This window comes from Listeria fleischmannii subsp. fleischmannii LU2006-1, assembly GCF_000344175.1.
Taxonomy (GTDB): domain Bacteria; phylum Bacillota; class Bacilli; order Lactobacillales; family Listeriaceae; genus Listeria; species Listeria fleischmannii.
The window spans coordinates 1-25,147 of record NZ_ALWW01000015.1; the positions used below are offsets into that span (position 1 = coordinate 1).

Sequence of the window (25,147 nt, forward strand, 5' to 3'; positions counted from 1 at the left end):
GATTGGTGATGATAGAACGTGTTAATGTTAAAAAACGAATGGAAACGACTTTTCAATAATAAAATTTTACTTATTTCTTCCATCGTAATCTTATTTATCCCGATTTTATACGGTGCTTTTTTCTTAAAATCCGTTTGGGATCCGTACGGCAAAACTGGTGACTTGCCAGTAGCTGTTGTCAATCATGATGAGAGCGTGAATTATCAAGGAAAAACGCTCGATGTCGGGAATGAACTTGTCAATAATTTAAAAGAAAATAAAGATTTAGATTGGAATTTCGTAAACGCAGATGAGGCAAAAAAAGGTCTGGACAATGGGAAATACTATATGGTTGTGACAATTCCTAAAAACTTCTCTAAAAATGCTTCTACTGTTTTAGATGAAAATCCTAAAAAAATGAATTTAACTTATAAAATTAATCCTTCTCAAAACTACATTGGTGAAGTAGTAACCGAGCAAGGAGCGAATCAATTAAAAAATGAAGTCGCAACAAGTGTGACAAAAGAATATGCCAAGAGCGTTTTTGCGCAAATTAAAGAAGTTGGTTCTGGTATGTCAGAAGCAAGTGACGGAGCTTAAAAAATTAAACGATGGCTCAGTTAAGCTTGCGGATGGTAATCAAACCATTACTGAAAATTTAAATAAACTTGCAGAAAGTACTTTGACTTTTAAAGACGGAGCAGAAAGTGCAAACAACGGGGCCGGAAAATTAAAGAACGGCGCAAGTCAAATCAATGTTGCCGTTGGACAAGCTATTGGTGGCGCAAGTCAGTTGACTGATGGGGCAAACAAATTAAGCAACGGACAAGCTACTTTTTCTAGCAAGTTAAATCAGTATACTGATGGCGTCTCAAAGTCGTCTAACGGGGCCGAAAAACTCTACCCTGCTATGACACAACTAAACGGCGGTATTAATCAATTAGCAGGACAACTCCCTGCTTTATCAGGTGGCGTCAGTCAATTAGCTAATGGACAAAAAGACTTAAATAGCGGCATCACTAAGTTATCTGCTGGTTTAAGCCAAGCCTCTAAACAAGTGGAAGCAAGCTTAAAAGAGGGAAATTCGAAAGAAGCACAAGATAATATCAAAGCATTAGAAAACGGCATTTCGCAAATGGAAGCGGGTATTTCCGAATTAAATGCGACGATTAACGCTACCGGTACAGGTGACAATAATATATTATCGAAACAATTAAAAGAGCTTCAAGCTGGATTAGAACAATTAAAAGCAAGTAATAATACCTCTTACAATTCGGCGATTGAAGAAGGCGTTAATCAAGCTATAAAACAAGCTGGTATTGATCCAAATTCCGCAGAAGCAAGTAAAATTATTGCGGTAGCAAAACAAGGCGCGAAAGCAGGAGCAAACGGGGTTAACAATGTTCAAAATCAAAATATTGAAGAAGCCTTAACTAAAATTAATCAATCACTCCCTGCTATTACTAAATTATCTCAAGGTGTCGCTCAGTTAAATGCGGGAGCTACTCCAGTAAAAGATGGCGTTTATTCGCTTACTAGCAAAACAAAATCCTCACTTGCTAGCATGCAAACATTAGCAGATGGGCTGAATCAACTTCAAACTGGTGCTATGGCGGCACAAAATGGTAGCTCCAAACTGGTAAATGGAACAAGCCAATTACAAGCGAACGTGCCAAGTCTTACAAATGGGGTTAATAAGCTATCGGACGGGTCACAGCAAATCACTTCAGGAATGGGAAGTTTAAATGGTGGCCTGAAAACGTTGGCGGGTAATAACGGAGCACTAAACGGGGCGAGTGCCGATCTTTCAAGTGGGGCAAATGCGCTTAGCGGCGGATTAAATCAACTGTCCGCGAAACTACCAACTCTTCACGAAGGAACAAACGCACTTTCAACTGGTCTTGGCTCGTTAGAAGGCGGCGTTTCAGCGCTTGCGACAGGGGCCGGTCAAATTAGTGACGGGTCACAGCAACTGGCAGATGGTTCCAAAGCACTTGGCACCGGTTTAAACCAAGTAAATGATGGTTCCAAAGAACTTTCTGAAAAACTGGCGGACGGGGCAAAACAAGTGAACGATGCGAAGGCAACAAACAAAACTTACAATATGTTTGCTACGCCTACAAAACTTTCTGAGGAAAAAATAAGTGAAGTTCCAAACTACGGCCATGGTTTAGCGCCATACGTTTTATCGCTTGGATTATATGTTGGGGCGCTTGTATTTAACTTTATCTTCCCAATTCGTCGTCCTTCGATGACACCTTCAAGTGGTCTTGCATGGTGGTTTAGCAAATTCTCAATTGGCTTTATGGCTGCGATTTTACAAGCTGTTATTTTAGATGCCATCATGCTAATGCTAGGGCTAGGAGTGAACAGCCTTCCAGAGTTCTTCATGATTTCAATCCTAACATCGCTCACATACATGTTCTTAGTCATGTTCCTTGCGATGACTTTCGGAAATCCTGGACGATTCATTGCGATGGTGCTACTCGTCTTACAACTAGGCGGCGCTGGCGGTACATTCCCAATGCCACTCACAAATTCATTCTTTAACTTTATTCATCCGTTCCTACCAATGTCGTACTCCGTTTACGGGTTTAGACAAGCCATTTCTTCTGGTTTAGGAAATTCGGTTTATGTGCATAGCGCCATTATTCTCTTCATCATCTTCATCGTGTTCAACATCCTACTAATTGGCACCATGTACTTGAGAAAAAATAGACGCTTTAAAGTCGATAATGAAAGTTTAATTGAACAAGAAGCATAAAAAGAGGGCGCGAATCGCGCCCTCTTTTTTAATGTGTAAAACCATACGTTTTGTTTTCCCCTTCATCATGATACAAAATCCGCGCTGCATTTAGTTCTTGAATGGCATCATGAAAATCCAAAACAAGCTCTTCCGCCATATTAAAACCTAAATCCGCACGGCAGACATAACGCTGAATCACAGTATCTTCCATCGCATTTGGTAGCGGATAAGCCGGCACTTGCCAACCTTTCATTAATAACCGGTCCGCCAAATCATAAAGCGTCCAAGGCACGCCCGCATCCTCTTTTAACTTATAACAAACAATAGGAATATTTTCTCCGTTGTTATAAATTTCAAAAAGCCCCGTTTTGTCTATTTCTTTTGCTAAAAATAGCGCGACCTTTTTTGTCCGTTCATGGATTTCCTGATAACCGCTAAAGCCAAATCGCAAAAAATTGTAATACTGACCAATAATTTGACTCGCACTCCGCGAAAAATTAATCGCCATTGTAGGCATCTTGCCGCCTAAATAACTCACTTCAAACACTAGTTCTTTCGGTAAATATTCCTTGTTCCTCCAGACAATCCAACCAACACCAGGATAAACAAGCCCGTATTTATGTCCCGATGTATTAATCGAGACCACATTTGGAAGCCTAAAATCCCATTCCAATGAGGGATCTACAAACGGAGCAAACATCGCCCCACTCGCCCCATCAACATGAATCACAAGCTCATGCTCATGCGTTTCATTATAATCGCCAACAAGCGCATCTAATTTTTTAATATCATCAAATTTCCCTGTATAGGTAATGCCTAAAATCCCAACAATCCCAATCGTATAATCGTCCACATAGTCCAAAACCTTTTCCGTATCTATGCTTAAATGGGCTGCGTCCATTGGCACTTCCCGCATTTCAATATCCCAGTACACACAGAATTTTTCCCAACAAACCTGATATCCTGACGAAATAACTAAATTCGGTTTTTGACGCATCACATCGAGCCCTCGTTTTAGTGCTAAATTACGCCATCTAAATTTCATCGCCATTCCGCCAAGCATGCACGCCTCACTAGATCCGACCGTTGAGGTCCCCATATACGTTTCACTAGGTGGGGCATTCCAAAGGTCCGCCAAAATGTTGACACATCGATTTTCAATTTCCGCCGTTTGCGGGTATTCTGATTTATCTATAGCATTTTTCTCCAACGTTTCCGCCATCAAACGCTCTGCCTCAGGTTCCATATACGTTTGACAAAACGTCGCCAAATTTTGTCTGGCATTTCCTTCATCGATAAGTTGATCTTTCACAAGTTGGTAAGCAATCCTTGGTTCCATACCACTTTCTGCCATTTTATATTTAGAAACCGTCATTCCCTCTTCTTCTGAACCAAAAATTGGAACTTCATATCGCTTGTCCCATTTTTTATCTTTCTCACCATAAAGCATATTCTCTTACCTCCTTTTCATTTCCCTCTACAGATACCCCTAATTGAAATTCAAAAACTAATTTAGTTTCGCATACTACTTTTCTAAGATCACTCTTTTGGCAAAATTTTTTTCAGAAATTAAAAAAACCAAATATAGATTATAATTAGAAATTTTTGATTAAAAGGTAATAGATTGCTATACTAAAATTGTGAATTTTTAGTATAAAAGTTCATTTATACATAGAAAAAGTTACAACAACTTATGATTAGAGGGGGATAATCAATAATGTTTGAAACTGAAATGGATGCTAATCAAAATCTATTTTTCAACCAAGATAAAGTCCAATTGAATCATTCAAAAGTAGTTTTTAAAGGTAAAAATAATTGTCTGATTTTAGATGAAGGAGCTATCTTAGACCATTCAGAACTTATATTTTACGGAGATAATGCTTTAGTTTATATTAAAAAAACGTATAACAAACATATCCATACAAAATTAAGTGTCCATACAGGTTGCACCGTTTTTATTGATGAAGGCGCTTCATTCAATGGCCGCCTAAATATTATGGTATCCGAACATCAAAGCCTAATTGTCGGAAAAGATGTTATGTTTTCCTTTGAATCTTGGATACGCACCTCTGACGTTCATGCCATCTACAATGTTGAAAACGGCAACCGAATAAACTCCGGGAAATCTGTTTTCATCGGTGAACACGTCTGGCTAGCCCAAGATGTTAAAGTTTTAAAAGGGGCTACAATCGGTTCTGGAAGCGTGGTAGGCGCTGGGGCAGTCGTTACCTCTACCGTACCAAATAATAGCATCGTAGCTGGAAATCCCTCTAAAGTAATTAGACATAATATTTTTTGGGAGCGACCTTCTATGCACAATAAACATCCCGAAACACTCCCATCAAAACAAAACCCTGTCAATCCTTTTTTCTATAAAGGGGCATCCAATCAAAAAGAATGGCAGGAAAATGGAAAAAACTTATCTAATACAGAAAATCCACTAGATAAAAAAAAATTTAATAGATCAAGCTTATAGTGGATTAAAACTACTTTGTGATTTGCCTTCCCCAGCAAAAAAATGGTGGCAATGGCGTAATACAAAAGCTTAATTATTTCCTCATTAGATTCTATTTTAGAATTATGCAAACATGTAAAACTAGAATTCTTTATTTAACAAAAAAGCACCCCTTATCATTTACTCAGCTAAGTATCATATTTTTTAATAGCCAAACACCCAAAAGGTTAGATTTTCCGTCTAACTTTTTTGGGTGTTTGTAAATGTTTTTATGGGGTTCTCTCCTTAAACAAATATATCTACAATAAGAACCATAAAGAACACACTAAAGGATAACAAAGTTTCTAAAACTGTCCATGTTTTAAATGTTTCTTTCACTGTTAATCCAAGATACTCTTTTACTAACCAGAAACCAGCATCGTTAACATGGGATAACATAAGTGATCCAGCCCCCGTAGCTATAACAAGCAAAGCCGTGTTGACACCTGTCATACTCTCAACAATCGGAGCAACAATTCCAGCAGCTGTCGTTAATGCTACTGTAGCGGACCCTGTCGCAACTCGAATTAATCCTGCTACACAGAAACTCATTACAATAGGTGATAGGTGCATTTGACTCGACAAGTTAGCAATCGCTGTTGCAACGCCTGTATCAATTAAAATTTGTTTAAAAGCTCCACCAGCACCTATGATTAAAATAATGGATGCAAGAGGCTTCATACTCTCATCCGTTAAATCCCGAATAATATCTGCTTTTAATCCTAAACGGAAACCTAAGAAATAATAGGCCACAAAAACTGAGATAAGTAAGGCAATAAGCGGGTTTCCAATAAATTCAATGACATTTGTAATCTCTGTTGGCAGTGTAAAGAGTGCTGCAATCATAGTAAGGAGCATTAAGATAATCGGTAAAAATACGATGAAGAATGAAATCCCAACAGAAGGTAACCGTTCATTATCTTTTATGGTATCAGGACGTATTAAAGTTGGTTCATGTTCTGGTGTAATTCGTTTACTAATGAATTTGGCATACAGTGGTCCGGCTATAATACCGGCTGGTAAGGCAAAACAAATAGCATAAAGTAATACTTGGCTCACGTTAGCATTATAGATACTAATCGCTGTCATCGCACCTGGATGAGGAGGAATTATACCGTGCGCAATGGATAAACCTGCTAGCACTGGCAAACCAAGCAATAAAATATTCTTTTTAACCGTTTTTTGTATAGATAATACAATAGGTAATAAAATAACTAAACCAACTTCAAAAAAAACTGGAATTCCGATAATTAGACCTGAAAAGAACATAGCCCATGGCAAGCGTTTAATTCCAAATTTTTCAATAAAGAAATTAGCAATTTGCATACCCGCGCCTGAGGTGGACATCATTTTACCCAAAATAGTTCCTAATGCAAGTATCCCTACAAGATGGCCTAAAACCGCGCCAACTCCAGTTTCAAATGCACCAGCAATTTTTCCCCAAGGCATTCCCGCAAATATAGCTAAAAAGATAGTAGCAACTGACAAGCTTAGATAAGCGTGCCATTTCCACCAAGACACTCCCAAGATAACGATTAAAATAGCGATAATGGTAATTGAAAATAAGTAAATATCTTGCATATTTTTCTCCCTTTCTTTTTAGCGAATCAATGTTTGCCGTTCGCCGTTCATTAATGATTGCACTTCTTCTACGTTTGTATACGGCACATCTCCTGGAATAGTATGGGCTAAAACTGCATTACAGGTAGCAAATTCCAGCACCTCTTCTTCCGACCACGTTTCTTGATTTAATCCATAAATAATACCTGCTGCATAAGCATCTCCTGCGCCGATACGATCATAGATTTCAACAGGCCACTCTTGACTCATTTTGAAAGATTCTCCGTCCATAAATCCACTAATCATGTGCTTTCCGTCTCTATCATTACGACTTGTTCCAACATACGTTTTCACACCATACTTTTGTTTTAAAATTTGTATTCCTTCTTCTAATTGGGAGCCATAAGATTTTTCTTGATTAACCGAAATATCTAGAAGTTCCTTAATGTCCCGAATACCTCCAAATACAACATCCGCTTTATAAAGAATCTTTTCATACTGTGCTTTAATAAACTCGTGACTGTGCTCCGTATTTAAACTTGGACGATAATTAAAATCAAAATACAATTTTTTCCCTAATCGATTGGCATAGTCTGCAAGCTCTAGCGCAGTAGTTCGTGTTTTTTCATTTAACAATAATGTAATCCCACAAATATGGATGATATCATTCGCCATAACGGCTGCTTCCAAATGATAGCTTTCTGGATTTGCTTGACAAAAAGCGCTCGCAAGTCGATTTTGGTAGGTCACAACAGTTGGCCGAATGCCATAACCTAACTCTACAAAGTAGCTTCCAATATGGTGATGTTGATTAAAATAAATGAAATCATCTTGAATCCCATATTTCCGTATATCTGAGGCAGCCGCTTTCCCAACATGATTATCAGGTAAACTTGTTAATAAACTTACTTCCATACCAAAGGACTTTAAATTAGTAAGTAAATTAACACCTGTGCCAGTAACTTGATAGGTTAGTTGATTCGTTTGTTCAAGAAGCATGTAATCTGGGGGACTAAAGCGCAAATTTACTTCTCCATATGATAATACTTTCATACTCCCTACCTCTAATCCGTTAATTTTTTCATCATGTTATAAAGTGTTTGAACATCTTCTGGTCTTGTATCATTGCTTTCTTTATCAATAATAGAACTATATACATGCGGAATGACTTTCTTCACACCAGCATCTAAAGCAATTTTTACAATCTCTTCAAAATTATCTAATGTAATGCCACCAGTTGGCTCTAAATAAAAATCGTTCTCTGCACACGCTTTAGCCACAGCACGATATTCCTCAACATGCTCTAAACCTTTCATTGGGAAATATTTAATAGAGCTGCCACCCATATCTTTTAATAAAGCAATAGCCGTTTCTATAGGTACTTCCGCCGCAGCTTCTTGACTACTTAACGGTCCCGTTGCAAGATTCACATAACCTACACGTCCTGTTGGTGAAACAAGACCATTGACAATCGTATCATCTTGATTTAACAAAGCGCGACTCGCACCGACACCAGTAAATACTTGGTTCACATGTTGCGGTTGAAGCTTAGCTGAAATACGTGTAACCATTGCGCTTTGATTTGGATTTCCAGCACCTAATCCTACTGATAACGCATTATCCGTTGCTTCAATATATTTTTGCATATCCTCTATAGCTGCTTCATCTGTTTTGTAATTAATAGAAAGTACCCCCAGCACAACATGACCTTCTGCAGCTTCATAACATTCTTTCGCATTTTCTACTGAATTAGCTAAGACATTTAAGCAAATACGATTATTTAAATAGTTTGGTTCTTTTTTCATGATTATTTCCCACTTTCCATAATTTCTTTTAGACGATTTTCGATAAGTTTCATTTCTTCTTGATCAACCGCTCGAATATCAAACTCGATAATACCGTTATTCGCTTGATATTCGCGCGTATAAATCGCAGGATTTTTTTCTTTTAGTAAAGCAATGACTTCCATAGCACTTTTTTCTAACACTTTAACAGAAGCTCTGTAAATATCTCGTCCAGCAGCATCTTGTACTTGTTTAACTTCGATACCGTGAATTTGATTTAAAGATTCGATAAAAGGAGCTAATCGCTCTTGCATTTCCTGACCTGTTTCTCCTTGTGTGGTGATGTAGCGCTCGACTGCTCCAGTGAATGCAATAATATTTTCTTTACCAATTTTCATTGCTCGTCCGATACCTTTTGATTGCATTCGCACCCAACTAATAGGCTCTTTCTTTCCTATTACTAGTCCAGATGTTGGACCATCAATTGCTTTTGCCCCACTATAAATAACTAGTGTTGCTCCTTCTCTTGCGTATTTATACAAATCTTCTTCTGCAGCAGCATCTACAATAAGAGGAATATGATATTTCTCGCTAATAGACACCATATCTTGCACGGTCAGCATACTTTTTTGAACGGTATGATGACTTTTAATATAGAGAAGTGCAGCGGTCTGGTCGGTTATCATCATTTCAACATGCTCTTTTGAACACATATTCGCGTAACCTGCCTCGCGCACCTTACCTCCTCCTAGCTCTACCATAACTTCTACCGCTGTGCCGTAATCCACATTATGCCCTTTTGGGAGAATGATCTCTCGCTTTGTTATTTCTTCGGCATACGGATGATAGGTATGATAGACATTTCCTTGTCCAATAAGTGCTGCTACAGATTGCGCAATACCTGCTGAGGCACTGGACACAATCACAGCATCCTCAACTTTTAATAAGTCCGCAATATAAGCCCCTGTTTTTTTGACTAAATCAGCCATTTCGAAAAAGTTTTGGCCACCAAATTTCTGCAAGGCAACAATGTCGTCTGGGGTTTTGGAAACACCTAAAATGGTCATTTTACCAGAAGCATTGATAACTCTTTTTAAATTATATTTTTGATATAGGTTCATTTTCATAAATCTCTCCTCCAACAATTGTACAAGTAGGGATGATTAATTCTCGAGTGACTTCTTTATTGCCATTAGAATCGACAAGCTCTTTTGTTCCTTTGACAATATCAAATATCGTAATGTCGGCATCGTAGCCTACTTCTAACCTCCCTTTATTTTTCAAATGAAAGTTATCCGCAGCATGTTCTGTTACCATCAACATAATTTCTTCTAGGGAGTATCCTACCACGCGTAATTTTTCCATTGTAGTAGCTAAATCAAAAACCGGACCAGATTCTCTATTTTTATAATAAATATCTGTACTTAAGGAAAACGGTGTCATGCCGGCTTTTTTTGCAAGACTTGCTGTTTTAAAATTAAAACTATCTGTCCCGTGCCCAATATCAAAACGAACCCCACGTTTATAAGCATCCCATGCACATTCTTTAATAGTTTTTGTGGTTTGATTGATTATGCCATTTTCTTTTCCATTAAAGCAGTGGGTTAAGACATCACGTTTATCGAGTCTTTCTAACACCTCATTTAATTCTGGCGGATTAGAACCAATGTGTACCATAATAGGCAAATCATGAAGTTCAGCTTGTAATTCCTTCGCTATCTCTAGTGGAATGTAATTATTATCGCCAACCACCGTTTTACTCATACGTGCTTTTAGGCCTAAAATAAAATGAGGTAAGGCTTCTACGCATTGTTTTACGAGTTCTTTTTGAATGTTCTTCATATTTGCCAATTCATTTTGAGCGATAATCCCCGTTTTTGAGATATTAATTAACGCATACACATTTGTCTTCGCACTGCGAGTATGTTGATAAAATTCTTGAATGGTGTCAGCACCTGTCGAACCAGCATCAATTATTGTCGTAACACCTTTTTTTAATTCCAATTTCATCTGGAGAATCGTAATAAATGGGCATATCATTATCACAATGCACATGATTATCAATCCATCCGGCCGAAATAAAGCGCTTACTTTTTAAGTCTACTATTTTTTCCGCTTTTTCATTTTGGATAGAAGGAGCTACTGCTACTATTTTTCCTTGTTTAATGGCTACACATAAATTATTACCATCCACCGTTTTAGCATTTTTTATTAAGATATCAAACACAATATAACCTCCTTCTGAAAACATTGTAACATTATAATGTTTAAAAAGTCAATGAAGTATTTATACTTCATATTCAATCCTATACGGAAATACTTGTGTATTGTAGGTCCCGGTGGAATACTCAATTAAATTTCCTTTCTGGTCATAGGACTTTCTTGTTCTCCTTAACCCCGTTGCTGTATCTGTTTTCAGTAGTGTTTGTTCCTCTTTATTTAGTGCAATACCTTCGAAGGCATCATCAAAAAAAGCAACAATTTGATGGTTTTCTTTTAACAATTGATATAGTGAAATATGATCTAAATTTAAGTTTCCAGAAGATATCTCATTTACTTTTCGGATATAGTGACGATAAATAATATAAGGTATGTCATTTAGAAAATACATTCTCTCAATGTATGTCACTTCACTATCAAAAGCTTGTTTAATACCGTCAATTTCTGGATTAGCGATGGTTTCAATGCTTAGAATTTTCTTTTCGATGCTAAATCCTGATTCCTCCACGATTTTAGAAAACGATTTGGCTTTCGATAATTTATTAAACAGTTGGTTACTTACGACTAAAGTTCCTTTTCCGCGCCTCTTTTCCACATACCCTTCTGCCGCTAATAAACTAACAGCTTGTCGGATTGTCACTTTACTTACATGAAACATTTTTTCTAGTTCAGGCTCACTAGGGATATAGCTACCAACTGGATAACTCCCATTTAAAATTTTCTTTTTAATCTCTAGGGAAATTTCTTGATATAAGATAATATTATTTTTCACTCCTTACCCCTCCCAACTTATCACAATTTATAAATGTAAATGATTTACTGAGCATCATTTTTCTAATTTACATTCCATCGCCTATTATATCATATACAATCTTAGTCGTGATGAATTTCATTTTATAGTATAAACACTCTAAATATAGACAATCGTCTATATAGATGATATTCTATATTCAAAAGGAGGAGATAAAATAGTGTCTTACAAAGATTTAGCTGCTGTTCTAAAAATACTATCTGATTCAAGTAGACTTGAGATTTTGGATTTACTATCATGTGAGGAAAAATGTGCGTGCGATTTATTGAAACACTTTCAATTTTCACAGCCCACACTTAGTTATCATATGAAATTTCTAGTTAATTTTGGAATAGTAAAAGCTAGAAAAGAAGGAAATAAACAAATGTATTCCCTAGACCATGAAAAATTTACGGAAATTATTCAAAAATTAAATTTGATTGAGTCATCCAACCAACTATGTATTTGTCAAGATATGAAAACCGGAGTTTGTGAGCCATGATATTTTTAGCTATTTGTATTTTCATAGTGACATTACTATTTGTAATTTGGCAACCAAGGGGTTTAGATATCGGCATAACAGCTTTAGCGGGCGCGGCCCTAGCCATTATTTTAGGTGTAGTCCACTTTAGTGACATCATAGAGGTTACAGGAATTGTTTGGAATGCAACCCTAACATTTGTGGCTGTTATTTTAATTTCTCTTATATTAGATGAAATTGGTTTTTTTGAGTGGTCCGCCTTACATATGGTTCGCGCTTCAAAGGGAAACGGCTTAAAAATGTTTATTTTTATTATGTTGTTAGGCTCAATAATTGCTGCTTTTTTTGCAAATGATGGAGCCGCTTTAATTTTAACACCCATTGTGTTAGCAATGGTTCGCCATTTAGGCTTTCAAGACAAAGTTATTTTTCCTTTTATTATCGCCTGCGGATTTATTGCAGATACAACTTCTTTACCACTAATTGTAAGTAATTTGGTTAATATTGTTTCTGCCGACTATTTTAATATTGGATTTATTGAATATTTTAGTCGAATGATTATTCCCAATCTATTTTCGTTGCTAGCAAGTATTGTAGTTTTATGGCTATATTTTAGAAAATCCATTCCAAGGCATTTTGATTCGAAGCACCTCAAAAATCCTAAAGAGGCTATCAAAGATCCTAATCTGTTTGCTATTTCTTGGATTGTTCTGGCATGTCTACTTATAGGCTACTTAATTAGCGAATTTATTTCTATCCCTGTTTCATTTATAGCGGGAACAATCGCCATTATTTTTATTTTACTAGCTCGTAAATCAAAAGCCGTTCATACGAAACAAGTCATTAAAAGCGCACCTTGGAATATCGTATTATTTTCCATTGGAATGTATCTTGTAGTATTTGGGTTAAAAAACGCAGGAATTACAACACTTTTAGGGTATCTATTAAGCAATTTGTCATCTTACGGCTTAGGAAGTAGCATTTTTGGGATGGGATTTATTGCTACTTTTCTCTCCTCCATTATGAACAATATGCCTACTGTATTGATAGATGCTATTGCCATCAGCCAATCACATGTTTCAGGCGTCCTTCAAGAAGGGATGATTTATGCCAATATCATAGGTTCTGATTTAGGACCAAAAATTACACCTATTGGTTCACTAGCTACCTTGCTTTGGCTCCATGTCCTCACACAAAAAGGTGTAAAAATTTCGTGGGGAACCTATTTTAAAACAGGGATTATGATTACTATCCCGGTATTATTTATCACATTGCTTGGCCTATATATTACGCTATTATTATTTTAGAAAAGAGGGTTTTCTTTGAAAAAAACAATTTATTTTATTTGTACAGGAAATTCATGCCGTAGCCAAATGGCGGAGGGCTTTGGAAAAAAATTTTTAGGTTCTGATTGGGAAGTATATTCTGCCGGAATTGAAACGCATAGTGTTAACCCTAAAGCAATTGAAGCCATGAAAGAAGTCGATATTGATATTTCAAACCAAACTTCTGATTTAATTGACCCGGCTATTATAAATAAATCCCATTTAGTTGTGACACTTTGCAGCGATGCTGATAGTAAATGTCCCGTTTTACCGTCTCATGTTACAAAAGAACATTGGGGATTCGATGACCCTGCAGGAAAAGACTGGTCAGAGTTTCGGCGTGTGCGAGATGAAATTGGTCAGGCCATTAAAAACTTTAAATTAAGATAAAAAAATTACCCCTGTCTATTATGACAGGGGTAATTTTTTATTTAGATTTCTTATAGTTGCCTTTTCCACCAGAACGTTCTCCGTTCGGGCGACGGTCACGACTGCCGCTATTTGAACCACGACGGCCTTTTCCGCTATTGTTACGATCACGATAACCGCCTTTTCCACCACCACGGTAGTTTCCTTTACCTTTGCCATTACCGCCGCCTTTTCCACCATAACGAGATGGTAGAGGACGTTCTTCTGTAATGTGTACCGGTGTTTGGTCTGGCTCTTTAGCAAGCATCTTCAACATAGCTGCAGCAATATCAGTCGCATCATATTTTTCTAGTAATTCACTAGCTACAGCTTTATAATCCGCAAGATTTTCTTCTGTTACAATTTCAGTAATTTTCTCAGTTGCAATGCGAAGTTGTCCAGCAAAAGCCTCATCCCAAGTCGGCGGCTTAAGAGGTTGCATACGTTTTTTCGTTGTTTGTTCCACTGTACGAAGGTAACCCATTTCGCGTGGTTGCACAAAGGTAATAGCCATACCTTCCTTACCAGCACGACCAGTACGACCAATACGGTGAACATAGCTTTCTGGATCTTGTGGAATATCATAGTTATAAACGTGTGTGACACCTGAAATATCTAGACCACGAGCCGCAACATCCGTCGCAACTAGTACATCAATTTTTCCTTCTTTAAACTTACGGAGAACACTCATACGCTTAGCTTGCGTTAAGTCTCCGTGGATTCCTTCAGCGACATAACCGCGCATATCAAGAGCTCTTGAAAGCTCATCCACACGGCGTTTCGTACGTCCAAAAACAATCGCAAGTTCTGGGGATTGTACGTCAAGAAGACGACTTAATACATCAAATTTTTCTTTTTCATGAACTTTAATGAAAAATTGTTCAATTAAAAGAGCTGTCATTTCTTTGGCTTTAATGCGAACCATTTCCGGATCGTGCATAAAGCGCTCACCAATACGACGAATTGGATCTGGCATTGTTGCTGAGAATAAAAGCGTTTGGCGTTCACTAGGAACTTCTTTTAAAATCGATTCGATATCATCGATGAAGCCCATGTTAAGCATTTCATCAGCTTCGTCAAGTACGAGTGTTTGTACGTTATCAAGTTTTAAAGTACGACGATTAATATGGTCTAAAATTCGACCAGGTGTACCGACAACAATTTGAGGTTTCTTTTTAAGCGAACGAATTTGACGACTGATGTCCGAACCTCCGTAAACCGCTAAAACACGCACATGTTTGTCATAACTTAATTTGTATAACTCCTCTGAAACTTGAATGGCTAATTCACGCGTCGGTGCAATAATAAGTGCTTGCACATCACCATTTTTTTGGTCAATTTTTTGAATCATTGGCAGACCAAAAGCCGCTGTTTTACCCGTACCAGTTTGCGCTTGTCCAATTAAATCTTTTCCTGCTAAACCAATTGGAATTGTTTTTTCTTGAATCGGCGTTGCCTCTTCAAACCCCATACGCTCTACTGATTTCACAATTTTTTCGTCCAGACCGAACTCTGAAAACTTTGTCAATGTCATTTCTCCTTTACCTAATTAAAGTTTGGGTAGGAGAGCTTTATTTTCTCATCTACATTCTCCAAACGAATATTTTGATGAAAATAAACGTTCTAAGTTTCATTTTATGGCATAAAAAAATTGATTTTACAATCAATGCCATTTCGCACCTTCCAAAAATGTTATAAATTAACAATTTCGATGCACATAAATAAAAAAAGCCCTCATATTATCACTAGGCTGAATATTTTAACCTAATAAACTTCCACTATTCATAATAACATGTATTTCACTACTTTTCAATGCGAAACAATTATTTCCCTTGCCATTTTGCGAATAAAAATATAGAAAGCGCTTCAAATATACGGAAATAATCATAAATTTTACTTTTTAACTCTTTTAGTACCCACTAAAAAAAGGACTTGTTTCACAACAAATCCTTTTCTTTTTGTAAAAAGCGTAACAAAGACTCAAAAAGCAACTCGCTTTCTGAATCCTCACAAATATAGTGCCCGGATTCCTTTAAGTAAAGCAACTCTTTTTGCGATTTAATCGTATCCATCAAAAATGCAACACTTGATTCAGCGGGGATTACTTTATCTTTTATACCTTGGGCAATAAAAGTGGGAACATCAATGTACTCAAAAACAGGCTTTGCATGTGTCAACATTTTTGCAAGCTGCAATTTAGACGGATCAGGCACGTCCTTAAAACGTTTAAAATAACGGCTTAGAACGGACTCCGGTTTAACATTTTGAGCTAAAACTTGTTCTTTTTCAGAAACTAAATCAGGCCAATCTAAAAAATTAGCAGACGTGCTAAGTAAAGCAAGCTTTCTAACGCCCGGATGGTGCCTTGTGAGCCAGCCCGCTAAAAGGCCACCAGAACCAAAGCCAATGATATACACTTCATCATCTTCCTTTAGCAACTGCGTCAAAATGCTTTCAATGAAAACATGCCAATCCAGAAACGTAGCATTTTTTAAAAAGTTAGCGCGGTTTTGTCCGGGAAAAGTGGGTGTTAAGATATCCCAATCCGTATGCTTTTTCAAAAAATCACTAAGTGGCATAATTTCATCAGGTGTCCCCGTATAACTATGGATACACAAACATGCTACCATTTTTGTCAACTCCTGTTTTGTAGTTACAACATATTACCCTATCATAAGTTTTTCCACGATATCTTTCAAGCCCATTCCATAAGAACCTTTGACCAGAAGCCACTCATTTCCATCAACATCCGCCAAAATGGCTTCCTGAAGCGCTTCTTTTGTTTTAAAATAGTGGATTTTTTCTTGACCAATTTGACTCGCACAAGCTTCGCAAAAAGCAGACATCGCCTCACCATAAGCAAAAACGCTATCAATACTCCCCTTTTGCAAAATTTCGCCTGATTCGCGGTGAAAACGTTCCGAATCCTCACCAAGTTCGAGCATATCTGCCACTAAAATCTTTTTCGCCTTTCCTTCCGAATCCATATGCATAAACGTATTCAAAACTGCCTTTAAAGCCGTTGGACTCGAATTGTAAGCATCATTTAAAATTTTGGTACCATTTGGTGCCGTCAGCCATTCTAAACGGCTTTTAGAGCGCTCCATTGACTTAAGCGCCGTCTGAACTTCAAGAGTAGAAATATCAAGTGCCTTAGCAGCTAGCATAACAGCCATTGTATTATATACATTATGTTCGCCAATAATAGGTACAAAAACAGGGACATCTGCCGCCCAATTTGTCGTAAACGAAGTTCCATCTGATTTTGTATCAATCGACAGCGGATAAATCGATGCCGTTTGTTCGCGCCCAAAAGTCGCTGTCTGATACCCTCTTTCTTTATCCAAATGCTTCCGAATTAATGCCTCTTCATTCGGGTAAATGAGCAGTCCATTTTCCTTCAAACCAGCCGTGATTTCAAGTTTTGCTTTGGCAATCTCATCCCTTGAACCTAAATATTCAATATGGGCCTCCCCAATATTGGTGATAATCGCCATATCAGGTTCTGCAATTAATGATAATTTTTCAATTTCATAGCGGTGATTCATGCCCATTTCTAAAATCGCCACTTCCGTATCTTCCGGCATCGTTAAAATGGTGTAGGGCAGACCAATATGATTATTAAAGTTGCCTTTTGTCGCATGAACACGGTATTTCGAACGGATAGTTGCGCTTGCAATATCCTTGGTTGTCGTTTTTCCGTTACTTCCTGTAATCGCTATAACAGTAGGTTTCACTTCTGCTAAATATTGCTTTGAAAGCTCTTGAAGCGCAAGAAGCGTATCTTCCACTATCATAATCGGGAAATCAGTTGGCGGATGCGGCACATCTTTTTGCCAAAATGCAGCAGCTGCCCCAAGTTCAATGGCTTGTTTTACAAAAGTATGCCCATCGCGCGTATCCCCTACAAACGGAATAAACAGGTCTCCCTTTTTAATCTGACGCGTATCAAAACAAATGCCCGTAATGAGTGTATCATCAAAACTAGCATCCTTTTTCACCTCAATAAGTTTTCCAATTTGTCCAATTGTTTTTTTCATGTCGAATCTCTTCTCCTATAAAAAAGCAGTTTGCAAAAAGTCAAACTGCTTTTCCTATTTTAATCTTCTAAACTATGTTTCAATTTACTTTTCGTCTCATAGCGTTCAAGCGCTAATTCAACCAGTTGTTCAATTAATTTATCGTAAGGTAAGCCACTCGCCTGCCAAAGAAGTGGGTACATACTGACAGGTGTAAATCCTGGCATCGTGTTCACTTCGTTTAAATAAATGTCTTCCTGTTCTGTGACAAAAAAGTCCGCACGCACAAGGCCACTTCCGTCAATACCTAAAAAGGCTTGAATCGCAAAATCTTTAAGTTTAGCGAGAACCTCATCTGTCACCTCAGCCGGAATCACAAGCGTTGTATCATTATCCTGATACTTGGCTTTATAATCATAGAAGCTAGAATCAGCCCCTTTTGGTAAAATTTCGCCAGGGACGGAGCACACAGGCGTATCATTTCCCAGTACCGCTATTTCGATCTCGCGTGCCACAACACCTTGTTCAACAACCACTCGACGATCATATAAAAAAGCCTCTTCCATAGCCGCTTCAAGCTCTTTTCTATTCGAAGCTTTACTAATACCAACACTGGAACCTAAATTAGCTGGCTTAACAAACATAGGGTACACCAGTGCTTCTTCCATATCCGTTAACATTTCTTCTTTAAACTCGCGCCAATCGATTTGACGAACGGCTACAGCTGGAAGTTGCGGGATACCTGCATCTGCAAATATTTTTTTCATCACAATTTTATCCATCGCAGAAGAGGAAGCAAGAACACCGTTACCAACATAAGGCAAGTCTAAAACTTCTAGCAAACCTTGCACCGTGCCATCTTCACCATTTGGTCCGTGTAATAGCGGAAATACAACCGTGTTTTCCGTTTCCCCAGAAATGGCAGCAGGACTTACTGCATAACCAGTAGAAGTTTCTCCTTCTTTTTCAGAAAGCTTCAAAGTATCTTCTGGTGAAAAGCGTAATTGCTCGCTAAAGCCTAACTTTCCTGTAATTTCCGGACCGCTAACCCATTTTCCATCGTTTGTTATGTATACAGGATTGGCTTCAAATTTATTTAAATCAAGCGCATTTATAACAGAAAAGGCTGTCTGAATGGACACCTCATGTTCGGCTGATTTCCCGCCATATAATAAAATTAATTTTGTTTTCAATACTACCCCTCCGAAACTTGGATTTCTGTAGTCTATTTTACCATGTTTTAAGCAGAAGAAAAGAAATTTCTATATAAAGTTTTAAAAAAAATAAAAAAGGAGCAATCGCTCCTTTCAGCTTGTAGAAAAACTCAAAGCTTTCGCAAAACAAAACGATCCTCGCCAAAATCGGACTGCTGAAAAATGGTGAGATTCTAGGCAGTGGCGAGTACCGGAGCGGAGCGTACTCGAGTACGTGAGCACCGGAACGGAGGCCCTAACGACGAAGATTGCCGTTTGTCAGCAGTCTGAAAGGAGCAATCGCTCCTTTTTTTATACACCTGATGTAAGCTTAAGTCCAATGACTCCTGCAATAATCATACTAATAAAAAGTAATTTCATCGCACTTTTACGTTCTTTAAACAAAATCATTCCCATAATAACACTTCCGACCGCCCCAATTCCCGTCCATATCGCGTATCCAGTACCAATCGGAATCGTTTTTAGCGCATGAGACAAGAGAAAAAGACTGATTGCCATAAAAAGAATCGTTAAAATTGAAAATTTAAGATTTTTAAATCCGTTTGATAGTTTCATCGTCACAACAAATGCCATTTCACAAATCCCAGCGATAAATAAAAACAACCAAGCCAATTTAATTCGCCTCCTTCCCATCCACTAATTTTAGCCCAATAATGCCCGAAATAAGGACAACTAGGGACAAGATTTTAAAAATACCTGCCGCTTCGTTTAAAAAGAGTATTCCAACAATCGCCGTACCTGCTGCACCGATGCCAGTAAAAACCGCATACGCCGTCCCAATTGGAATTTCTTGCATCGCCCTTGCAAACAAACCAAAACTAATAATAAGAAAAAGAGCCGTTAATAAGCTCCAACCTAACATCGTAAAACCATGTGATTCTTTTAAGCCAAAAGCCCAAACAATTTCCGATAAACCTGCTAAAACAAGATATAGCCAAGCCAATTTTATTTCCTCCTCAAACCATTAATCCGTTTAAAATTTCAAATGCCGATTTACGTCGCTTCTCAAATTCCAGTTTGTTATATAATTCATGCTCTACAGAAAGTCCGTCAATGAAACAATAAAACGCATGAATCCACCGTTCTTTTTCTGCTTGATTCATATGAATTTCATTTAAAAATGAACCAATCATTTCAAAAGTGAGGGCTTCATAGCTTTCCGTTTCTTGAATTAAACGCTCTTTTAGACTTGTGGGCGGGAAATAAACGGAGCGTTGAAAAAATTTTTTTGTTTCAGGACTTGTTTCAAAATCCGTCGCATCATAAAATACCGCTTTTAAATAGTCTTGCAGCGTTTTATATTCATCTCGATTAAGCCCCTTAAAGCTTTTCATTTCCGTTTGAATAACATCTTTATAAACCGCCATATAAAGTGCTTCTTTTGATTCGAAATGCGCATAAATGGAAGGTGTTTTAATCCCTGCTTCTTTTGCGATTTCAGAAAGCGCTGTACCGTCGTATCCTTTTTCTGCAAACAGGTGAAGTGCAGCTTGTTTTAGTTTTTCTTTAGACATAAAAAAGCCTCCTTAACTAACGTTCGTTAGTTTTAGGATAACAAAAAATAGATTAAAAGTAAAGCATTAATCTATTTTTCTAAACAAGTCCATTCATTTTTCTTTAAATCATAAACAAGGTGCGCAATAATTTTTGAATACGCAATCTCTTCTCCCGTGTGCTCAAGCTCAATGATATCATCATCTAATTGAACACCAACTGGGATGCGTATTTGCGTTCTCGTTTTTTCAGCTGCAGCAAAAGCAATGCACGCGCCTTCTTTAAAATAAGCTGAAAAACGTTTTAGTAAATCCATAGACGGACTTTTCACGTATTTGCGTTTATTTAGCGACAAAAAGGTTTTTTCATTTAAAATAGCGGCTGTCTTTTTGGCAACAACAAAGCCTAGAACAGCATAAAAATGATTCATATTTCGGTAATACGTTTTATTATAACGACCATCTTTTTTGGTTAAATAAACAAAGTTATTTTGTAATTTATAATAGAAAGGTGAACGTAAATGTCTGCCTGTGTGCGCCAAATAAAGCATTTCAGCAACTTCTTGAGGTGAAAGTTGATTGACAAGATCAATATCTTCAAAATCAATCCAACAAAATTCACCTAATTGTAAACCTGGGTGTGTTTTTAATTGTTGCAAATCGCTTGCCTCTAAAAAGTCAAACGCTGTGTGCGTATTATAAGACGAATCTTTTATGTGATGCTTAATTAAAAGAATGTTTTCAGGCGGAAGTGTTACACCTTGCATGAAATCACAAAAAGTAATGCCACTCGTGACTACATTGTTGATGACATTATCCATATGTATGTAAACAGATTTTTGATTAAAAGTATCTTTTCTCATCGCCTATTCCCCATCTAATCAATTTATCGGATTCTCGCCGTATAGAACTATCATACACCATTTCATTCAAATTTGTATAACAATACAATCAAAACTAAATTACTTTACGATGACAAATTTATAAAAAAGAGCCTTCTAAACCATTTAAGGAATAAAAAGCTCTTTTTATTAACGTAAACCTAGTTTAACATTTGGCATTTGCTTTACTTTTAAAGCTTTCCAAATATCCGTACGCGATTTCGTTTTTTCGACAACAATGCCTTTTTGTTCTAAATCTCGAATGATTTTATTAAGTTCTTCATGGCTTTCTCTCATATATGACCACTCCGTTCCCAAAATTAAGTTTTCATTCATATCTCTCTCTTTATTCTCACTTTAACACAAATGTAAACATAAAAATAGCCCTATTTTTAAATTTATAACAAAAAACAGCATCACTTTTCTAAGAAAGCGATTGAAAAACGAATTTTAATGTTCACTAGCTAAATTATCATTAAGATTTAAAATAAAAACAGGCTGGCATACACCAAACCTGTCTTTATTTATAAAACTTTATCAAGAAAACTAATGGTACGTTCATGTTTAGGGGCATCGAAAATCTCTTCCGGTTGCCCTTCTTCTACAATATAACCACCATCCATAAAGATAACACGGTCTCCTACTTCACGCGCAAAGCCCATTTCATGTGTAACAACAAGCATCGTCATTCCCTCTTTCGCAAGGTCTTTCATGACATTTAATACTTCCCCTACCATTTCCGGATCAAGCGCTGAAGTTGGTTCATCAAATAACATAATATCTGGATTCATCGCAAGCGCTCGTGCAATCGCTACACGTTGCTTCTGTCCACCCGATAATTGGCTCGGGTAACTTGTTTCCTTATCCGCTAAACCAACACGTTTTAGTAAATCTCGACCTAGTGCCTCAGCTTCACTTTTCGTTTTCTTTTTTAATTCTACAGGTGCAAATGTAATATTTTCAAGAACCGTTTTATGTGGAAATAAGTTGAAATGTTGAAAAACCATCCCAATATTCTCACGTACTTTATTAATGTCAGTTTGCTTATCTGTTAAATCGAAGTCATCAACAATCACTCGGCCGCTATCAATTTCTTCTAATTGATTCATGCAACGTAAAAACGTACTTTTTCCAGAACCAGAAGGACCAATAACGCAAACAACTTCTCCTTCTGCCACTTCAAGGTCAATGCCTTTTAATACTTCATTTTGGCCAAAGCTCTTTTTTAAATCTGTGATTTTTAACTTTGTCATTTAGAAAGTCTCCTTTCAAGCACGTTTGAAAGTTTTGTAAGTAATGTGATTACAATCAGGTACATAATCGCTACAACAAGCCAAATGCCAGATGTTTCGAACGTACGCGCGATAATGATTTTACCTGATTGCGTAAGTTCAACAATCCCGATAACACTCATGATAGAGGTATCTTTAAGCGTAATAACAAATTGATTAATAAAACTTGGCACCATAACACGAACGGCTTGAGGTAAAATAATTTTCATCATTGACTTCCCGTAAGGAATCCCTAGAGAACGAGCGGCTTCCATTTGTCCCTTATCTACGGCTAAAATACCACCCCGAATAATTTCTGTGATATACGCCCCAGCATTTAAACTTAGTGTTAAAACGGCAGCAAGATTCGGATCCATTTTAAAGCCAAACGCTTGTGGAATCCCGAAATAAATGAAGAACGCTAAAACAATAAGCGGAATTCCTCGGAAAATATCCACATAGACAGTCGCAATACCGCGTAAAAACGTGCTACGACTTACTTTTAAGAAGCCAAAAACAAGCCCTAAAATTGCGGCGAAAAATAGAGATATAAAGGTCAATTTAATAGTGTTCCAAAGACCTAGAAGAAGCGCTGGAGCACTTGCAACTAGCGTGTCCCAAAACGAATCTTTTTCAACATCAGAACCAATATAACGATCTAAAATGTCATCATAAGTTCCGTTTGCTCGAATATTTGTTAAACCTCGATTAAATTTCTCAAGAAGTTCTGTATTTTGATCTTTCTTAACAGCAAAGCCGTATTGTGCTCCGCTTTCTTTTTGCGTGACAATTTTAAGGCCATTTCCGACTTTTACGCCATATGCTAATACAGGATAATCATCGAATGCGGCAGATGAATTGCCCGTTTTAACATCTTCATACATACTGGCCGAATCATCAAAAGGGACTAAGGTATAGCCATATTTGTCTTTATTTTTTTCAGCAAAAGCATAGCCTTCTGTGCCTGTTTTAACCGCAACTTTTTTCCCTTTTAAATCCTTATAAGATTTGATGTCATTATCATCTTTTTTAATAGCCATTACAACACCAGAATCAAAGTACGGATCAGAGAAATCAAATTTCTTTTTACGTTCATCCGTGATACTCATTCCGGCAATTACACCATCAACTTGGTTTCCTTCAAGCGCTTGAACCGCTGCATTAAAGCCCATCGGTTTAACCGTATAGGTAAAACCTTGATCTTTTGCGATGGCTTTTAAGATGTCCATATCAATTCCGATAAGTTCACCTTTTTTATTTTGGAACTCAAACGGCGCGAAAGTTTCGTCCGTTGCAATTTCATAATCGACATCCGCTGCATGTGCAGGTGTTAGAAAGCCTGTAAAAATAAATGCAAATACGAATAGAATAGGTAATAGACATTTAAATCGTTTCATTGTATCCTCCCTTATGTATGAACAAATAACTATGGAAGCTTTAAACTTGTTGAAAAACTTTTCACTTTTAGCATTTTACCATAAGGGAACGTTATTGACCATATTTATTTACGATAAGTTTTTTCATATGACACATCAATGTTAGGTTTTATATCATTACTTTTTCTCCCCAAAAACAAGACAACTAAACTGTTTATTTAAAGCAAATAAAAAAAGTTGCACCTCACATAAGAAAGGACAACTTTTTATATTTTTATACTTCTGCTACGACTTCAATTTCCACAAGAGCATTCATTGGTAAAGCGGCTACTTGAAAAGCACTTCTAGCTGGAAAAACACCCGTAAAATACGTCGCATAAATTTCATTCACTTCTTTAAAATCTTGTAAATCTTTTAGAAAAACCGTCAATTTAACCGCCTTTTCAAGACTTGACCCTGCTTCTTCCAGCACATTATGAAGGTTTTGAAAGACTTGTTTCGTTTGGTTAGCAATTCCTTCTTGTAACTCACCCGTTTCTGGATTTACGCCAATTTGACCGGAAGTAAAAACAAAACCACTTGCTTTCACTGCGTGAGAATACGGTCCAATTGCTTGAGGTGCTTTATCACTATGTACTTTTTCTTTCATCATAACCCTCCAAAAATCATATTTCTATTATATTAATTCAATTAGAATTCTTTTTCAATACTTTATTTTCTAATTTTTCGAAATCCATATACTTATGTGGCTGAAAAGAGTTGTTTTTTTTCGCATTGAACCTGATATAATTTCCGTCCAATCTCCTCTTCTTCCACTAAAAGCTGCTCTTGACACGTTATCATACAGCGTTTAATTTGCTCTTCTAAATTATCGAGACTTTCAGACCTTAATTGATGAATGAGTTTTTGCAACTCGCCCGTTTCAGAATATTCGTTTGAACAGCTCTCTTGATGATATTCGTTGCCACTTGGGTTTTTAAGAAGTAACATCATTTTAGCTTGTTCATCTCTAATATGCTGCAATGCCTTTTGTAGTTCTTCTTCTCTACTTAGTATGATGGACATTTTATCTCTATACACAAACCCTACCCCCTATGTTTAATCTT

The 25,147-nt window shown here is 37.1% G+C and carries 26 protein-coding genes and 1 pseudogene; 6 read left to right on the forward strand and 21 right to left on the reverse strand.

The features are described 5' to 3' along the window. Positions 1–24: 24 nt before the first annotated feature. A pseudogene (locus tag LFLEISCH_RS14985) lies at positions 25–682 on the forward strand (YhgE/Pip family protein); the annotation flags it as partial. Positions 683–889: 207 nt separating this feature from the next. After that, positions 890–2,743: a YhgE/Pip family protein gene (locus LFLEISCH_RS06040; RefSeq protein ID WP_479481408.1), complete on the forward strand. Its 1,854-nt coding sequence runs from the start codon at positions 890–892 to the stop codon at positions 2,741–2,743. A 28-nt stretch (positions 2,744–2,771) separates the two neighbouring features. Here the strand turns inward: LFLEISCH_RS06040 and gad are convergent, their stop codons facing one another. Then, positions 2,772–4,175 (reverse strand): glutamate decarboxylase, encoded by a 1,404-nt coding sequence (gene gad / locus LFLEISCH_RS06045; protein ID WP_007474210.1) that lies wholly within the window; start codon positions 4,173–4,175, stop codon positions 2,772–2,774. 267 nt (positions 4,176–4,442) lie between these two features. Here gad and LFLEISCH_RS06050 point away from each other — a divergent pair, with 267 nt between their 5' ends. Next, positions 4,443–5,201 carry an acyltransferase gene (locus LFLEISCH_RS06050; RefSeq protein ID WP_007474212.1) on the forward strand — a complete coding sequence of 253 codons (759 nt, stop codon included), beginning with the start codon at positions 4,443–4,445 and terminating at the stop codon, positions 5,199–5,201. A 264-nt stretch (positions 5,202–5,465) separates the two neighbouring features. Here LFLEISCH_RS06050 and LFLEISCH_RS06055 read toward each other — a convergent pair whose 3' ends face one another. The 7 genes from LFLEISCH_RS06055 to LFLEISCH_RS06080 are packed head-to-tail and all read right to left on the reverse strand — an operon-like array spanning position 5,466 to position 11,555. Next, positions 5,466–6,800 (reverse strand): GntT/GntP/DsdX family permease, encoded by a 1,335-nt coding sequence (locus tag LFLEISCH_RS06055; RefSeq protein ID WP_007474214.1) that lies wholly within the window; start codon positions 6,798–6,800, stop codon positions 5,466–5,468. 18 nt (positions 6,801–6,818) lie between these two features. Further along, positions 6,819–7,832 (reverse strand): sugar kinase, encoded by a 1,014-nt coding sequence (locus tag LFLEISCH_RS06060; protein ID WP_007474216.1) that lies wholly within the window; start codon positions 7,830–7,832, stop codon positions 6,819–6,821. 11 nt (positions 7,833–7,843) lie between these two features. After that, positions 7,844–8,587 (reverse strand): 2-dehydro-3-deoxy-phosphogluconate aldolase, encoded by a 744-nt coding sequence (dagF, locus tag LFLEISCH_RS06065; protein ID WP_373852533.1) that lies wholly within the window; start codon positions 8,585–8,587, stop codon positions 7,844–7,846. After that, positions 8,587–9,690, reverse strand: coding sequence for a DgaE family pyridoxal phosphate-dependent ammonia lyase (locus LFLEISCH_RS06070; protein WP_007474220.1), 1,104 nt, complete (start codon positions 9,688–9,690; stop codon positions 8,587–8,589). Before LFLEISCH_RS06070 ends, dagF begins: the two co-directional genes overlap by 1 nt. Then, positions 9,662–10,573 (reverse strand): amidohydrolase/deacetylase family metallohydrolase, encoded by a 912-nt coding sequence (locus LFLEISCH_RS06075; protein ID WP_241432882.1) that lies wholly within the window; start codon positions 10,571–10,573, stop codon positions 9,662–9,664. The genes LFLEISCH_RS06070 and LFLEISCH_RS06075 overlap by 29 nt, the downstream gene beginning before the upstream one ends. Then, entirely contained in the window at positions 10,533–10,790 is a 258-nt protein-coding gene (locus LFLEISCH_RS15860) for an amidohydrolase family protein (protein WP_241432883.1), read from the reverse strand. Before LFLEISCH_RS15860 ends, LFLEISCH_RS06075 begins: the two co-directional genes overlap by 41 nt. A 60-nt stretch (positions 10,791–10,850) precedes the next feature. Then, entirely contained in the window at positions 10,851–11,555 is a 705-nt protein-coding gene (locus LFLEISCH_RS06080; RefSeq protein ID WP_007474222.1) for a GntR family transcriptional regulator, read from the reverse strand. A gap of 199 nt (positions 11,556–11,754) precedes the next feature. On the opposite strand from LFLEISCH_RS06080, the gene LFLEISCH_RS06085 reads away from it, so the two are divergent. The 3 genes from LFLEISCH_RS06085 to arsC are packed head-to-tail and all read left to right on the forward strand — an operon-like array spanning position 11,755 to position 13,769. After that, entirely contained in the window at positions 11,755–12,075 is a 321-nt protein-coding gene (locus tag LFLEISCH_RS06085) for an ArsR/SmtB family transcription factor (RefSeq protein ID WP_007474224.1), read from the forward strand. Next, entirely contained in the window at positions 12,072–13,361 is a 1,290-nt protein-coding gene (gene arsB / locus LFLEISCH_RS06090; protein WP_007474226.1) for an arsenite efflux transporter membrane subunit ArsB, read from the forward strand. Before LFLEISCH_RS06085 ends, arsB begins: the two co-directional genes overlap by 4 nt. 15 nt (positions 13,362–13,376) lie before the next feature. Then, positions 13,377–13,769, forward strand: coding sequence for an arsenate reductase (thioredoxin) (gene arsC, locus LFLEISCH_RS06095; protein WP_007474228.1), 393 nt, complete (start codon positions 13,377–13,379; stop codon positions 13,767–13,769). A gap of 37 nt (positions 13,770–13,806) precedes the next feature. Here arsC and cshA read toward each other — a convergent pair whose 3' ends face one another. The 13 genes from cshA to LFLEISCH_RS06160 form a co-directional block, all read right to left on the reverse strand. Continuing rightward, positions 13,807–15,315: a degradosome RNA helicase CshA gene (gene cshA, locus LFLEISCH_RS06100; protein ID WP_007474230.1), complete on the reverse strand. Its 1,509-nt coding sequence runs from the start codon at positions 15,313–15,315 to the stop codon at positions 13,807–13,809. A gap of 409 nt (positions 15,316–15,724) precedes the next feature. Next, a complete protein-coding gene (locus LFLEISCH_RS06105) occupies positions 15,725–16,417 on the reverse strand; it encodes an alpha/beta hydrolase (RefSeq protein ID WP_007474232.1) in 693 nt (230 codons plus the stop codon). Between the two features lie 33 nt (positions 16,418–16,450). Beyond that, entirely contained in the window at positions 16,451–17,827 is a 1,377-nt protein-coding gene (locus LFLEISCH_RS06110; protein ID WP_007474234.1) for a UDP-N-acetylmuramoyl-tripeptide--D-alanyl-D-alanine ligase, read from the reverse strand. A gap of 59 nt (positions 17,828–17,886) precedes the next feature. Then, positions 17,887–18,999, reverse strand: coding sequence for a D-alanine--D-alanine ligase (locus tag LFLEISCH_RS06115; protein WP_007474236.1), 1,113 nt, complete (start codon positions 18,997–18,999; stop codon positions 17,887–17,889). 312 nt (positions 19,000–19,311) lie between these two features. Beyond that, entirely contained in the window at positions 19,312–19,632 is a 321-nt protein-coding gene (locus tag LFLEISCH_RS06120; RefSeq protein ID WP_007474238.1) for a DMT family transporter, read from the reverse strand. Position 19,633: 1 nt separating this feature from the next. Then, a complete protein-coding gene (locus tag LFLEISCH_RS06125) occupies positions 19,634–19,963 on the reverse strand; it encodes a DMT family transporter (protein ID WP_007474241.1) in 330 nt (109 codons plus the stop codon). A 13-nt stretch (positions 19,964–19,976) separates the two neighbouring features. Continuing rightward, entirely contained in the window at positions 19,977–20,534 is a 558-nt protein-coding gene (locus LFLEISCH_RS06130; RefSeq protein ID WP_007474243.1) for a TetR/AcrR family transcriptional regulator, read from the reverse strand. Between the two features lie 71 nt (positions 20,535–20,605). Then, positions 20,606–21,376 (reverse strand): hypothetical protein, encoded by a 771-nt coding sequence (locus LFLEISCH_RS06135; RefSeq protein WP_007474245.1) that lies wholly within the window; start codon positions 21,374–21,376, stop codon positions 20,606–20,608. A gap of 168 nt (positions 21,377–21,544) precedes the next feature. After that, complete coding sequence (locus LFLEISCH_RS15380) at positions 21,545–21,691, reverse strand: Lmo0850 family protein (protein WP_007474246.1); 147 nt, start codon at positions 21,689–21,691, stop codon at positions 21,545–21,547. A 227-nt stretch (positions 21,692–21,918) separates the two neighbouring features. Then, positions 21,919–22,647, reverse strand: a complete 729-nt coding sequence (locus tag LFLEISCH_RS06145) for an amino acid ABC transporter ATP-binding protein (RefSeq protein ID WP_007474248.1) — start codon at positions 22,645–22,647, stop codon at positions 21,919–21,921. Continuing rightward, positions 22,644–24,062: an amino acid ABC transporter substrate-binding protein/permease gene (locus tag LFLEISCH_RS06150; RefSeq protein WP_007474250.1), complete on the reverse strand. Its 1,419-nt coding sequence runs from the start codon at positions 24,060–24,062 to the stop codon at positions 22,644–22,646. The genes LFLEISCH_RS06145 and LFLEISCH_RS06150 overlap by 4 nt, the downstream gene beginning before the upstream one ends. A gap of 253 nt (positions 24,063–24,315) precedes the next feature. Further along, entirely contained in the window at positions 24,316–24,693 is a 378-nt protein-coding gene (locus LFLEISCH_RS06155; protein WP_040504780.1) for a RidA family protein, read from the reverse strand. Positions 24,694–24,782: 89 nt separating this feature from the next. After that, the gene (locus LFLEISCH_RS06160) at positions 24,783–25,121 is read right to left on the reverse strand and encodes a hypothetical protein (protein WP_007474253.1); all 339 of its coding nucleotides are present in this window, start codon (positions 25,119–25,121) and stop codon (positions 24,783–24,785) included. Between the last annotated feature and the right edge of the window lie 26 nt (positions 25,122–25,147).

What these genes read in the sequence shown, in the direction of transcription:
- LFLEISCH_RS06040 (WP_479481408.1), top strand. Translation starts at nt 890, where the DNA reads ATGACACAACTAAACGGCGGTATTAATCAATTAGCAGGACAACTCCCT.
- gad (WP_007474210.1), bottom strand. Translation starts at nt 4,175, where the DNA reads ATGCTTTATGGTGAGAAAGATAAAAAATGGGACAAGCGATATGAAGTT.
- LFLEISCH_RS06050 (WP_007474212.1), top strand. Translation starts at nt 4,443, where the DNA reads ATGTTTGAAACTGAAATGGATGCTAATCAAAATCTATTTTTCAACCAA.
- LFLEISCH_RS06055 (WP_007474214.1), bottom strand. Translation starts at nt 6,800, where the DNA reads ATGCAAGATATTTACTTATTTTCAATTACCATTATCGCTATTTTAATC.
- LFLEISCH_RS06060 (WP_007474216.1), bottom strand. Translation starts at nt 7,832, where the DNA reads ATGAAAGTATTATCATATGGAGAAGTAAATTTGCGCTTTAGTCCCCCA.
- LFLEISCH_RS06070 (WP_007474220.1), bottom strand. Translation starts at nt 9,690, where the DNA reads ATGAAAATGAACCTATATCAAAAATATAATTTAAAAAGAGTTATCAAT.
- LFLEISCH_RS06075 (WP_241432882.1), bottom strand. Translation starts at nt 10,573, where the DNA reads ATGAAATTGGAATTAAAAAAAGGTGTTACGACAATAATTGATGCTGGT.
- arsB (WP_007474226.1), top strand. Translation starts at nt 12,072, where the DNA reads ATGATATTTTTAGCTATTTGTATTTTCATAGTGACATTACTATTTGTA.
- LFLEISCH_RS06105 (WP_007474232.1), bottom strand. Translation starts at nt 16,417, where the DNA reads ATGGTAGCATGTTTGTGTATCCATAGTTATACGGGGACACCTGATGAA.
- LFLEISCH_RS06110 (WP_007474234.1), bottom strand. Translation starts at nt 17,827, where the DNA reads ATGAAAAAAACAATTGGACAAATTGGAAAACTTATTGAGGTGAAAAAG.
- LFLEISCH_RS06130 (WP_007474243.1), bottom strand. Translation starts at nt 20,534, where the DNA reads ATGTCTAAAGAAAAACTAAAACAAGCTGCACTTCACCTGTTTGCAGAA.
- LFLEISCH_RS06135 (WP_007474245.1), bottom strand. Translation starts at nt 21,376, where the DNA reads ATGAGAAAAGATACTTTTAATCAAAAATCTGTTTACATACATATGGAT.
- LFLEISCH_RS15380 (WP_007474246.1), bottom strand. Translation starts at nt 21,691, where the DNA reads ATGAGAGAAAGCCATGAAGAACTTAATAAAATCATTCGAGATTTAGAA.
- LFLEISCH_RS06145 (WP_007474248.1), bottom strand. Translation starts at nt 22,647, where the DNA reads ATGACAAAGTTAAAAATCACAGATTTAAAAAAGAGCTTTGGCCAAAAT.
- LFLEISCH_RS06150 (WP_007474250.1), bottom strand. Translation starts at nt 24,062, where the DNA reads ATGAAACGATTTAAATGTCTATTACCTATTCTATTCGTATTTGCATTT.
- LFLEISCH_RS06155 (WP_040504780.1), bottom strand. Translation starts at nt 24,693, where the DNA reads ATGATGAAAGAAAAAGTACATAGTGATAAAGCACCTCAAGCAATTGGA.